Below are 10,479 nucleotides of genomic sequence, written 5' to 3'. Positions count from 1 at the left end.
TCGATGCCGCGCTTAAGGTCCATCGGGTTCAGACCGGAGGCGACGGCCTTGGCGCCTTCCTTGACGATCGCCTGGGCGAGGACAGTTGCGGTGGTGGTACCGTCGCCGGCGAGATCGTTGGTCTTCGATGCCACCTCGCGCAGCATCTGGGCGCCCATGTTCTCGAACTTGTCTTCTAGTTCAATTTCCTTGGCGACCGAAACACCGTCCTTGGTAATGCGCGGCGCGCCGTAGGACTTGTCGATGACAACGTTGCGGCCTTTTGGGCCAAGCGTGACCTTCACGGCGTTGGCAAGGACATCGACCCCACGCAGCATGCGTTCGCGTGCATCGGTGTTGAATTTGACTTCTTTCGCAGCCATTTGTTCACTCCTTCAATAGGCAGCTTTTTGACTGATGGGCGGTAATGCGTGATTACGCGGCCCGCTTCTGCTCGGCCTGAGCTTCTATAATGCCCAGGACGTCGCTTTCCTTCATGATCAGCAGATCTTCGCCGTTGATCTTGATTTCGGTGCCGGACCATTTGCCGAACAGAATGCGGTCGCCAGCCTTGACGTCGAGCGCCTGAATCTGGCCAGTCTCGTTGCGTGCACCAGGGCCAGCGGCGACAACTTCGCCTTCCTGCGGCTTTTCCTTGGCAGTGTCAGGGATGATGATCCCGCCCTTGGTCTTTTCTTCGGATTCAACCCGACGGACAAGAATGCGATCATGAAGCGGTCGGAACGACATGTTTTCCTCCATTGGACAAAAAAGATGACGCAAAATCCCCTGCCGGACCGGGTGACCAATCCGGACGGGGCGAACCTCATCTGAGCGTTCGCGTTCAAAATTTATTTTCGAGATTTTGTGATTTCAAGAGGGGCGGGAGAAAAAATTAGCACTCGATGTCGCTGGCTGCTAACATGCTGGAAAGGAACAATAAACGCCTTTGATGGTTCAAGAATACCGTTGATAGATGGATGATTTTACGTCACCTTCGCAGTGTCATGAAACGGAGATAAAGCATGCAATTCTCGTCGGATTTCGAGCGTCAGCTTAACGGCTACGGCCTCACCACCGCGCACATCCTCTACCGCATTCCCGATTTTGAATCCGTCCTGCAAACCTACGTTTGGCAGGACTACGATCTTGCACCGGACTTTCCAGAAATGCGCAAATTCCTGGACTTCTGGCGCAACAGCCTCGACGGACCGCTACACTCCGTCCGCTATACACACCGACGTCTGATTGGACCGAACGAATGGCGCCGTGTCGAAGGCGAGTTCAAGCTTCACTGAACTCTTGATTTTGATATTTCCGCTTCCTAGCTCACCCGGCGATCGGGGCTTGATCAGTCCGGTCGCTTTCCACGTCTGTATGGAGTGAGACCACATGGAAGAAAACATTAAAGTCATCAAAGGTGCCAGCATCCCGGAGAGGGAGGAGATCATTGTTGATTTCGCGCGCTGGCTCGAGACTGCCTCGCAAGATGCACTTGTCTACGGTGAGGGCCGTTTTGCTGTGATGTCGGCGAATATGGCGCAAGCGATCCGCATAAACGCCGACGAACTTGCGCGCGACAATCCCGAAGCGACCGAACGGGTACTGCAGCAAGCCTGCGCGATGATTTCAAAGTTCAAAGCAGCGTACCCGCATCGCGTTCTCAGTCGCTCAGTGCACTGACGATGGGGCAACTTGCGATCGGCGAAAAAAATGCGCAGCCGATCTTGAAATGGAAAATCGCTAAAACCAAATCGATTATTGCCAGCCGCTGAGACAGGGCTGACTTCGCCGGGAGCGCCGCTTTTGGCACTCTCGTACCCATGTTGCTTCAAGGAGGATATGGCTATGGCAACATCTTACGACTACGCACCTCTCTACCGCTCGAGCGTAGGTTTCGACCGGATCTTCACTCTTCTGGAGAACGCCCAGCGTGCCCGGTCGACCAATGACTGGCCGCCTTATGACATCGTCAAGAACAATGACGACACCTATACGATCTCGATTGCGGTGGCTGGATTTGCACAGGACGATCTCGATATCACTTTCCAGTCCAATCTGCTGACCGTCACCGGTAAGAAGCAGGAGACACCGGCCGATGGCTACCTGCATCGCGGCATCGCCGGACGCCCGTTTGAACACCGGTTCGAGCTTGCCGACCATGTCCGGGTGAACGGAGCAGATTTGAACAGCGGCCTTCTCTCGATTGAGTTGGTCCGTGAGATCCCTGAAGCATTGAAGCCCAGGAAGATCTCAATCCAGAGTACGCCTGCGTTGACGTCGACTGCTCCGGCGCAGATCGAAGCGCAGAAGGCGGCGTGACCTTTTAGTTCATTCAATGGTCAGCGGCGCCATCGCGATGGCGCCCATCGACATTCCGGGTTGGAAAGGAGAGAACGATGAAACCCGATATGTTCAGAAAACCTGTCACCATTCTCGTCGGCCTTGGCTTTCCTGCAGAAGTTCGCACCGTCATGGATGCTTACCGACATCTTGTTGAGTGGCCCACTTCGTTCAGGGACACGGCGCATTCAGTCGCCCTTAAAGCATGCCAGGCGGCGCTTCGTGGCGAGATCGAAGCGGAGACGGCGCGTGGTTTGTTTGTAGCATTCGCGCAGAAGCATGAACTTCTTGCGCCTCAAACATCTGCTGTCGTGGCGTCTCGCGCGCGAAGCGACCGCGATCCCCACGTGCAGTGAGGTCAAGTATTATGAGGCACATCGTGTTGCAGCAGTTGATCGACAATGCAGCAACAATGGGTCCGATTGTGTTGATGCGGGGGATGCATCTTAGACGGCCGACAGATGTTGTAGAGGCGTCGTCTCTCTCGACCGATGACAAACGGACGATCCTTGCTGCGTGGGCGTCCGACCTTTACGCGGTCGACTCGAAGCCGGCGCTTCGGCACTTGCCGGGAACGCCAGAACCGGTCTTAATCGATGAGGTTCAGTCAGCACTAATAGAACTCGATTTGCGGAATTCTTAGTTCCGTGCACCACACCGGAAGTACGGACCTTTCCCCAATGGGATGCCGGACTGCGGTTTAAAAAGATGAGGATTTGGCCCTGTGGTCGAGGAGATGCACGGTGTTCGAAAGCCGTGCATCGAAACGACGGTATCGATGTGGCGACACGTTGCCCGTATGAGCCGACACGAAGGCTGGAATGCAGACACGCACTTCCTGTGGTAGCGATCTCGTTTAGGGTTTCGGCTGCCACCTAGATGGTGGCGGCAACCGAGCGACATGGCAGGTGATCAACCCCCGCTAAGTCTCAAGGAACTGCCTCATCGTGACCGCGCAACGCATATTGCGGCCAAGGCTCGAGGCCCCGCGGCCCGTGCTTAATCAGAAGCGTTGTCGTTTACCCCGGGCGCTGTTGGCTTGCTTTGATCTACCACGGCCTCGCGGGTGAACCTCGCGCGGCCGTAGTTACCGACGATCATGCCTATTCCTTCCAGCCGCACGTGTGGAGATCGTACAAGCGTGGGCCTGTGCAAAGTCTTGGGCGTCCCGTCAAACGATGACGTCAATGCTCTGTTGAGATTCGCCAATCTAGCAAAAGGCCCGCCGGAGAACGTCGGGCGGGCCAAGAGCTGGATGGGTCCAGAAGGCTGATGCCTGTTTCAGCCGTGCCGACTGAACCATCAAGCCGAAGACATGGCAACACGCTTAATGTGCTGGACTTCAGTGTAGCCGCGCAGGAACCAGAACACGGCCAAGTGCATTTTTGTATTCGGTCGTGTGCACGTGGCCGCGCGGCCGAGCCCCCCAAAGTGTGGAGGGCGCGCTATGTAACAGGTCATGGTGGAGCTTGCATGAAACAGTACAGTTGGACCCTGATGAGGCCTGGAGCCATTCCCAACATCGGGGTGGGAACCCTTGATGAAGTGGCAGGAGCGGTGCATCGTTGTCAGCTGCCGGGAATTCCATCTGCAGCCTGGCTGATGGACGAGATGAAGGCCAGACAAGATTTGACCGGTACGGCCAGATATAATTACGCGCTAGGTCAACCCGACGAATGGCGCTTTGCCTGGATTGCCCAGTGAAGCGCTTACAGGCTGGCGGCATCTCACTTGGCAGGATGACAGGCTTGTCCCTAGAGCAGTAGTCCTAGAGGGGATTTCTCGTTCTCTGATGCCGTTGCGAGACGCGGGTTTGCTTCGCAATTCCTTTTCAATGCCCGAAGCCGACTTCCAAGGCCAAACGTCGACAAGAACGCGGCCCATCCAGAGTTCCGGTAAATTGCGGCCGCGTCCCTCCGTTCGGCGGTAATCACCAGCGTGATTGAGGCGAGCGGGTAGCGAAGATGCGGCGTCTGATAGACTTTATGGCAGAGCGGCACGGCGCCCATTTCGAAAAGGCCGTGTCGCATCAATGGAAACATTCAGAGTTGAGGACAAAGGCCGCGCGTCGAGCTGATGCTCTCCAGCAGCGAGCAACGGGATGATTGACTCGGCTTGCCATAGGCCGACGATCTGGACGATGATTTGAAGACCCTCGCCACTGGTACCGAACCCATCGCAACACCGGCAGGTCAGTGACGTTCAGCGCCCGCCAGACCGCCGAATCCGGCGCCTCCATGCGATCAAAGCGTCGCGCGCTGCTGTGACGGCGTCTCGCGAAAGCCCGGTTGCGATGATGTCGTTGATCGCTTCGTCGACGATACTTGCTGTGTTCCGGACTAGGTCTTCGAAATCGCGATCGCCTGCGCAGCAGCCGCCGAAGAAGACGAATGTGTTGCGGCGAGGAACTAAGCCAGCTTGATGAAGCAACTGCGCGAGGCGACGACCGACGACGGGATTGTTTCCCATGCCTATCATAGGTTCGCTGGTACGCATGCCAGACCGGTGAAAACCCCGGTGGCTCGGGCAAGAACAGTAGTCCGTCGTAGTCGTCGTCGCACGGATGACGCGTCCTCCCGGTCACAACGCGCATGCCATGTTGCGCACCACATGTAGCGGGTCGGGGATATGCCAGCGTACGAAGCGGGAATGAGCGACGCCCAGCTTGTCATCGCGGAAAGGCGGATCGAGGATGTTGCCTCCTTTCATCTCAAAGAGATCGGTTTCGCCGTCGGTTCTTAGAATTCGCCGACCAGTCTCAAAGCCGGAGTCGGTTGGTTCACCCTTCGGCGATTTGGGTAGGCGACGGCGCGGCGACTAAGCTCTCGACAGCCTCTTGCACCATGTGCAATCTCTTGAGTTCTAGGGCGGCGTCCGGGAGCGCGCGATGGGCAGGCCTAGCGGGCTCTGAGCCGGCGATAACTTCGGAGACGAGCGCAGCAGGGTCGACGCCCCGCATTTGGCTGTCGTGAAGCCGCTTCGAAGCAAATTCAACGAAGAGATCGTCCGACTTGCGAACGCGAAGCGCGTGTCTCGCAACGCCACCAGCGCGAAGGAGGACGCTGAGCCACTTCCCATCCCACGACGGTGAGCTCGCGTAGAGATCATGATTTGCGAGCGTCGCCATCATCTCTTGGACGACAAGGGTAACCGGAACGCCTTCATTGGCTAGCGCCGTTCGGGAGATGCCGTGGATGCCTTCGGCCTCTGCCGACCAATCCGTCCAGTTCGGCGCCGGGGCGATCAGGAGGGACCGTGACCGGCCGTCCTCGAACACCCATGCGATTTCGATCGGGTAGCTGTGCTTGCCAAGCGAGGAAGCTTCGAAATCGAGGAACACGTTCATGATAGATCTCTAGTCGAAATCGCCGGTTCTACCTAGCCGGAAAACGACGACGGGGTCGGCTTCTTCTCCGACTGCGGGACGGCCATCTCGCCGCACCACAAGAACGCCGGCGTGGTGGCCCGCGCCACAAGCGCGGGCCTCAAAACGTCAATGGCTGTTCTTATGGCTCTGCTGGCCCGCTTTCACGTGCTGCTCATGCGAGCCGCCCTGCTTACCGGAGGACGTGCTGCCGGTGTCGGGCGACGCCGACTTCGCGGTCGAAGACTTGCCAGGGGAAGCCTGCTTGGAGCCCGACTTACTCTGACCAGCCTTCGCGTGCTGCTCGTGCGATCCGCCTTGATTTGCCATGGTGTTTTCTCCTCTGTTTGAGACCTTCATGGTCCCGTCTAGAAACTTCGGCACCTTGATCCTTGTTCCGCAGAATGTTCGAAGGTTTACCCCTGTTCGCACTGGGCTGCGCTGGTACCGTTCATTACGCAAAGCGGCCCGAGTTTCACCTTCGGACAGAGGCCCGCCCCAATGAAGGCACGTAGAGGTCCATCAACGCCAAATCTGGATGACCGAGCAGGGTCGCCTGATAAACAGAGCCCACCCACCGAGACGGTGCCATCATTAGAACGGGGCAGTCTCTGAGCGCACCCTGTGACCGAGTCGGCACAGCCTTAGTGTGATCGACATCCGCCGTACCGGCGCAAAGCTTTAGTCGCACTATTGGCAACTGACCGCATGTCTGTCTACTTCCGCACGGGAACCTCTTCAGCGGCAAATAAGTTTTCTCCGATCACAACAGAGGTAGTCAGATGCAGCTTATCGAAACCCATATCGGAAATTTGAATGACGGGATGATCACGGTCGAGTTCCGTGGAGAAGGCGACGAGCTGGTGGCTGTGAAGCTCGCTTCCGACGGATCACTCGATGGCGATGCAGCCGTAGGTTACGCTAAGGCCGTCCTCATTCAAATCACAACTTTCAGCGACGACCGTGACCCTTCCAATGACGAGTTCGAACATTCGGTGGACGATGAAACGGCGATTGATGGTTCGCGCGGCGGAGAGCCCAACCGGTGAGTCTTCCCATTTGCGTGAACAAAGCAGCGGTCGGGCTTCGCCCGGCCGCTGCCGTCCCCACTAGATCATAAACCTTGCCTCTCGCTGCAACGGACAAGCTCTTCCTCGACAGTCTGTAGTTCGTTATGCCGTCATCCAGTTGACTACTAGCGGAGGAGAGGCCTGGGACTGTGGTCGACCCGGTGAGGCGAGACGACTGCGATATTGGCATGGGCGATCTCCACGCCGACATCGGGTTGGCACGAGGGCCGAACTAATGACCGTCGCCCGAAATGGTGGACGCCGCGATGAAGCGTTCCTTCCCGAAATTGTAATAGTAGAGAGAGAGGATACGCCCGTCGTTGAGGACGACGGAACGGGGATATCCTATGTCCGGCAGCACTGCGTCCCTGCGGATGTCGATCGTCTCCGACCATTTCCGTCCGCCGTCTGAACTGGTGACCATAAGCATGCCAGGGCGGTCGCCCCGGAACCCGTAGACAAGAGCAAGGCGCTGCGGGCCCAACCGAACAAGGCTTCCGGGATTGCCGCCAGGTCCGGTATCCTCGACTGGAATGCCTAACGGATGCCACGTGGCACCGTTGTCTTCAGACCGGAAGGCCTCCAGCCAGCCCGGTTGATCAATTCCCCGGCCGCGTCGGACAACGCTAACTATCGCACCGTCACAAAGCCGCAGGCTCGACGGCATGATGGCGTACCCGTCTCCATCGAACGGGAGGGAACTCTTCCAATGAAACGTCAACCCGCCATCGGTTGTCGCAACGCAGAGGCAGCGACCTTCGTTGCCGTCGGACTTTGCTGCGGTCATCATGAAGAGGGCGTGGTCGTCTGATAGGGGGACGATATCGGTCCGCGAGGCCAGGCCTTTGAGGTCGAGCCCCTTGAATAAAAATGGTCCTTCCCAGCGCCGGCCGCGGTTTCTCGTGAGGTAGAACCAGCTATGGGCGCGACCGTCAAGGCCGGTACGTGCGACCAACACTGCGATTTCAGGATCCAGAAAATTGACAGGGGTAGAAAGAGCTGGAATGTCTTGCCCACGAAGCTTGGAGCCTGAGCGCAACGGTACAGCGAGATGCTCGTCGGCGGAAAGGCTCTTGCCTCCCGGCACGAAGCCCGCAAAAGTCTCGGGCGACCATGTGGCGCCGCCGTCCACGCTTCTCGCCTGCATTGGCTTGAACTCGTGACTCTTATCACGGGCGTGGAGTACACCTTGCCTGCCCAGTTTTCCGTCAGCGAAGACGGCTACGATTTCCTCATCCCAAGCCCAAAGACCATAGTTGGCCGGCCACGCCGAAAAATGACCAGGCCGACGAAAGACCTCGTGATGGCTGATCTGCAACTGATCGCTCATTTTCGACGCCCTCGTAGCTTCACGGCGAGGATGAAGGCTGAAAGACAGAAGCAGATGCTGTTCGCGAGAATGATCGGAATCTCGCCTTTCATTGAGCCGAACGCGGTCCAGAGGGCGAAGCCGGTTACCGTCAGAAAGTACATGCGGATCGAGATTGCCGCTGTGTCCTTGGTGCGCGCGACCTTTAAGGCTTGTGGAATGAAGCTCACGACAGAGCAGGAAGAGGCGGCGTAGCCGACGAGAGAAATAGGATCCATGGACTCCTCGAGAATTCGTCCAATGAACTTCGCTGTCAGTATGATGTTCCTTGGCCCTGTCGACAAACGACCTGCAGGACCGCTCTAAACCTCCCCGAGGTCATTCACGATGGAAGTTCCGGAAACGATATTCCGCTTCCCAGGGCTCGGACGTGCACTCTCGCTTGTTCCACATTGCTGGAGATTGGCAGGACAGCCATACGCTCGAAGCCGACATCGGCGCTGCCGTGTCGTCGGAGGGAATTTTTGCTACGATTCGGCCTATCGGCGATGCGGCAGGATGTCCTCAAACCGTTGCTGTAGCAGGCAGTGCCGACCACAGCAGTCAAGAACGTGACGGCCGCAGATACGCAAAACAAGCGACCGTCACGTTGGACGAGCGCAACCCCACCGAAGCGCTCGCAGTTGGCCCCCACCAGTCGTTCAAGTTAGCGGTCGCTAATGGATTGGCATAGTGCAACCCTGCAACACTGTTGGACGATCGATCGCCAAGGGGCAGGCTAAGAGCGGTAGATATCGCGTGGCCCAAAGCTCCCTCCCATAATCTGAGGAAGGATCCACAGATCCCGCAAATCAGTTTGGCTTCCAGTCAAATGGCGGGGCCCTGGCGGCGTGTTCTTCGTCTAGGCGATTGAAGAACACCCGCGCAAGGGCAAGGAAAATTTTAGATGTCACTCCCGTATCTGTTCTCGCCGCGCAGCACGCGAAGGTGGCAGCGCCTGGAATGGGGAATAACTGAAGCTTTGGGAAGAGCTCTGAATGTTGTTTGCACGGCACCAGGCGGCCTTCGCACTTATCGTTCTAGTCGGTGGGCCTGACCAAGATTTCGACGCGTCGGTTTTTCTGACGGCCGTCGGGATCATCTTGCCCGTCAGGGGTCTCGTTGGGGGCAACTGGGTTGGCCTCACCGCGTCCTTCGATTGCGACAGTCGATGGATTGAAATTCGCCGCCGTCGCGAGGTAGTCCTTGACGGCCGCCGCTCTTCGGAGTGACAGCTTGAGGTTATAGGCGTCGCTTCCCTTGCTGTCCGTGTATCCGTCAACAACGAAGCTTGCTTCCTTGAAACGCTGACGGACATCATTGGACATCGCTTGAAGGGCTTGGGTAGCCTTCGGACGCAGTGTCGCCTTGTCGAAGTCGAAGAGGATGTCCGCCGAGAGCGTGTATCGAACGCCGCCTCCTACCTCGGTCACCTCTAAGCCCTTGACGATCGGCGAGGGAGGCGCCTTGGGCCTTGGTCCCAATGCTAGCTCTTCTTGCGTCATTGGTGGTGACCGAAATTCGATGCGGGGTGACGAATAGCCGATCGAGGGTGACACGAAGCCCACGCTAGGCGAGCGGGCCGTAAAATTCGGCGGCGCCACGGTAGGGGCTTCTTGTGCTTGCGTTGTGCCTATTGTGACCACTAACAAAGAGAGTGTTCGAATTGCTAGCCTGGTTATCATTGAACAGGAACGTCCATCACGGGAAGCGTTGATCCGAAGCGAACGGCAAACGGACCCGGGTTGCTTTCAGGCGGTGCGAACCATGCCCATGCCTTGAATGTTTCACCTGGCTTTAGTGGCGCTTCTGGCGGCTGTGTGCAAAGGCACTCGCTCGCGACGCCTATCTTGAAACTGATTTTGTTGGGAAAGTCATACAAGGTGATGTCATTAAGACCGTAGCTTGCACGCCCGATGCCGATCTCCGCCAGGTTCACAGGGGCGTCTCCGGTGTTGCTGATCTCATAATCCAGCTGCACGATCTGCTGACCAGGGACGCGTTTCAAATCGAGGATCTTGGCCGAAACGCCAGGCTGAAGCTCAACGGCTGGCGGGAGATTTTGGGCCAGGGCGAGCGTGGCGGCGAGCAACGGGGTGATTACCGTGACGATTGATAGCACGCGATTGAGCAAGTCCCATTCCTCCGAGTTCTGTGGCACCACAAAGTGATAGCGCATCCTAATTTAGGCAATCAGCAATATCGGTTATCCAAAGTATTGTTATGTCGGTGACGGCTACTTGGCAAACTGTCCGCTATACCGACCGTTTCACTCCGCAGTCTAGCTCACCGGCTCTATGACCCTCAATTCAGAAAAGCTTCGGGATGGGTTTCTCTCGATAGAATCAGGAGCCAATGAAAGAGCACGCGAACTT

General features: G+C 57.3%; 16 protein-coding genes. 8 read left to right on the top strand and 8 right to left on the bottom strand.

The genetic code is table 11. The features are described from left to right. The coding region (locus tag AC1DJO_RS28155) for a TCP-1/cpn60 chaperonin family protein (RefSeq protein WP_477973955.1) at nt 1-362 on the bottom strand (362 nt) is incomplete at its 3' end. Nucleotides 363-414: 52 nt separating this feature from the next. Then, entirely contained in the window at nt 415-729 is a 315-nt protein-coding gene (groES, locus tag AC1DJO_RS28150; protein ID WP_112445381.1) for a co-chaperone GroES, read from the bottom strand. Between the two features lie 275 nt (nt 730-1,004). Between groES and AC1DJO_RS28145 the strand changes: the two genes are divergently transcribed. From AC1DJO_RS28145 to AC1DJO_RS28120, 6 genes are all read left to right on the top strand, one after another. Continuing rightward, nucleotides 1,005-1,277: an usg protein gene (locus tag AC1DJO_RS28145; protein ID WP_112389380.1), complete on the top strand. Its 273-nt coding sequence runs from the start codon at nt 1,005-1,007 to the stop codon at nt 1,275-1,277. 94 nt (nt 1,278-1,371) lie between these two features. Next, nucleotides 1,372-1,662, top strand: a complete 291-nt coding sequence (locus tag AC1DJO_RS28140; protein ID WP_112443995.1) for a hypothetical protein — start codon at nt 1,372-1,374, stop codon at nt 1,660-1,662. 165 nt (nt 1,663-1,827) lie between these two features. Then, the gene (locus AC1DJO_RS28135) at nt 1,828-2,301 is read left to right on the top strand and encodes an Hsp20 family protein (RefSeq protein ID WP_112443996.1); all 474 of its coding nucleotides are present in this window, start codon (nt 1,828-1,830) and stop codon (nt 2,299-2,301) included. A gap of 77 nt (nt 2,302-2,378) precedes the next feature. Beyond that, a complete protein-coding gene (locus AC1DJO_RS28130; protein ID WP_112443998.1) occupies nt 2,379-2,678 on the top strand; it encodes a DUF982 domain-containing protein in 300 nt (99 codons plus the stop codon). Between the two features lie 11 nt (nt 2,679-2,689). After that, nucleotides 2,690-2,965, top strand: coding sequence for a hypothetical protein (locus tag AC1DJO_RS28125; protein WP_112389376.1), 276 nt, complete (start codon nt 2,690-2,692; stop codon nt 2,963-2,965). A gap of 830 nt (nt 2,966-3,795) precedes the next feature. Next, nucleotides 3,796-4,026, top strand: coding sequence for a hypothetical protein (locus tag AC1DJO_RS28120; protein ID WP_112444000.1), 231 nt, complete (start codon nt 3,796-3,798; stop codon nt 4,024-4,026). 1,075 nt (nt 4,027-5,101) lie between these two features. On the opposite strand, the gene AC1DJO_RS28115 is transcribed toward AC1DJO_RS28120, so the two are convergent. Further along, nucleotides 5,102-5,668 carry a 3'-5' exonuclease family protein gene (locus AC1DJO_RS28115; protein ID WP_477973954.1) on the bottom strand — a complete coding sequence of 189 codons (567 nt, stop codon included), beginning with the start codon at nt 5,666-5,668 and terminating at the stop codon, nt 5,102-5,104. Between the two features lie 147 nt (nt 5,669-5,815). Beyond that, nucleotides 5,816-6,016 (bottom strand): hypothetical protein, encoded by a 201-nt coding sequence (locus AC1DJO_RS28110; RefSeq protein WP_477948295.1) that lies wholly within the window; start codon nt 6,014-6,016, stop codon nt 5,816-5,818. 452 nt (nt 6,017-6,468) lie between these two features. Between AC1DJO_RS28110 and AC1DJO_RS28105 the strand changes: the two genes are divergently transcribed. Beyond that, the gene (locus AC1DJO_RS28105) at nt 6,469-6,735 is read left to right on the top strand and encodes a hypothetical protein (protein WP_477973953.1); all 267 of its coding nucleotides are present in this window, start codon (nt 6,469-6,471) and stop codon (nt 6,733-6,735) included. Nucleotides 6,736-6,988: 253 nt separating this feature from the next. On the opposite strand, the gene AC1DJO_RS28100 is transcribed toward AC1DJO_RS28105, so the two are convergent. Both AC1DJO_RS28100 and AC1DJO_RS28095 read right to left on the bottom strand, forming a co-directional pair. Beyond that, nucleotides 6,989-8,086 carry a sialidase family protein gene (locus AC1DJO_RS28100; RefSeq protein ID WP_477973952.1) on the bottom strand — a complete coding sequence of 366 codons (1,098 nt, stop codon included), beginning with the start codon at nt 8,084-8,086 and terminating at the stop codon, nt 6,989-6,991. After that, on the bottom strand, nt 8,083-8,343 hold the full coding sequence (locus tag AC1DJO_RS28095) for a SemiSWEET family sugar transporter (RefSeq protein WP_477973951.1): 261 nt from the start codon (nt 8,341-8,343) through the stop codon (nt 8,083-8,085). The genes AC1DJO_RS28100 and AC1DJO_RS28095 overlap by 4 nt, the downstream gene beginning before the upstream one ends. Before the next feature lie 164 nt (nt 8,344-8,507). On the opposite strand from AC1DJO_RS28095, the gene AC1DJO_RS28090 reads away from it, so the two are divergent. After that, nucleotides 8,508-8,798, top strand: a complete 291-nt coding sequence (locus AC1DJO_RS28090; protein ID WP_477973950.1) for a hypothetical protein — start codon at nt 8,508-8,510, stop codon at nt 8,796-8,798. 346 nt (nt 8,799-9,144) lie between these two features. Here the strand turns inward: AC1DJO_RS28090 and AC1DJO_RS28085 are convergent, their stop codons facing one another. Together AC1DJO_RS28085 and AC1DJO_RS28080 are read right to left on the bottom strand one after the other, a co-directional pair. Beyond that, nucleotides 9,145-9,609, bottom strand: coding sequence for an OmpA family protein (locus AC1DJO_RS28085; RefSeq protein ID WP_477973949.1), 465 nt, complete (start codon nt 9,607-9,609; stop codon nt 9,145-9,147). 176 nt (nt 9,610-9,785) lie between these two features. Beyond that, nucleotides 9,786-10,238, bottom strand: coding sequence for a DUF1573 domain-containing protein (locus tag AC1DJO_RS28080; protein ID WP_148194380.1), 453 nt, complete (start codon nt 10,236-10,238; stop codon nt 9,786-9,788). Nucleotides 10,239-10,479 lie beyond the last annotated feature (241 nt).

The organism is Rhizobium sp. 05N430, from assembly GCF_056396985.1.
The sequence above is the reverse complement of the archived record's forward strand: the minus strand, read 5'-3'. Positions and strand labels throughout refer to the sequence as shown.

Excerpts from the sequence above, each read along its gene's own strand:
- AC1DJO_RS28105 (WP_477973953.1), top strand. The coding sequence starts at position 6,469 with ATGCAGCTTATCGAAACCCATATCGGAAATTTGAATGACGGGATGATC.
- AC1DJO_RS28085 (WP_477973949.1), bottom strand. The coding sequence starts at position 9,609 with ATGACGCAAGAAGAGCTAGCATTGGGACCAAGGCCCAAGGCGCCTCCC.
- AC1DJO_RS28135 (WP_112443996.1), top strand. The coding sequence starts at position 1,828 with ATGGCAACATCTTACGACTACGCACCTCTCTACCGCTCGAGCGTAGGT.
- groES (WP_112445381.1), bottom strand. The coding sequence starts at position 729 with ATGTCGTTCCGACCGCTTCATGATCGCATTCTTGTCCGTCGGGTTGAA.
- AC1DJO_RS28125 (WP_112389376.1), top strand. The coding sequence starts at position 2,690 with ATGAGGCACATCGTGTTGCAGCAGTTGATCGACAATGCAGCAACAATG.
- AC1DJO_RS28130 (WP_112443998.1), top strand. The coding sequence starts at position 2,379 with ATGAAACCCGATATGTTCAGAAAACCTGTCACCATTCTCGTCGGCCTT.
- AC1DJO_RS28140 (WP_112443995.1), top strand. The coding sequence starts at position 1,372 with ATGGAAGAAAACATTAAAGTCATCAAAGGTGCCAGCATCCCGGAGAGG.
- AC1DJO_RS28145 (WP_112389380.1), top strand. The coding sequence starts at position 1,005 with ATGCAATTCTCGTCGGATTTCGAGCGTCAGCTTAACGGCTACGGCCTC.
- AC1DJO_RS28100 (WP_477973952.1), bottom strand. The coding sequence starts at position 8,086 with ATGAGCGATCAGTTGCAGATCAGCCATCACGAGGTCTTTCGTCGGCCT.
- AC1DJO_RS28120 (WP_112444000.1), top strand. The coding sequence starts at position 3,796 with ATGAAACAGTACAGTTGGACCCTGATGAGGCCTGGAGCCATTCCCAAC.
- AC1DJO_RS28095 (WP_477973951.1), bottom strand. The coding sequence starts at position 8,343 with ATGGATCCTATTTCTCTCGTCGGCTACGCCGCCTCTTCCTGCTCTGTC.
- AC1DJO_RS28110 (WP_477948295.1), bottom strand. The coding sequence starts at position 6,016 with ATGGCAAATCAAGGCGGATCGCACGAGCAGCACGCGAAGGCTGGTCAG.
- AC1DJO_RS28115 (WP_477973954.1), bottom strand. The coding sequence starts at position 5,668 with ATGAACGTGTTCCTCGATTTCGAAGCTTCCTCGCTTGGCAAGCACAGC.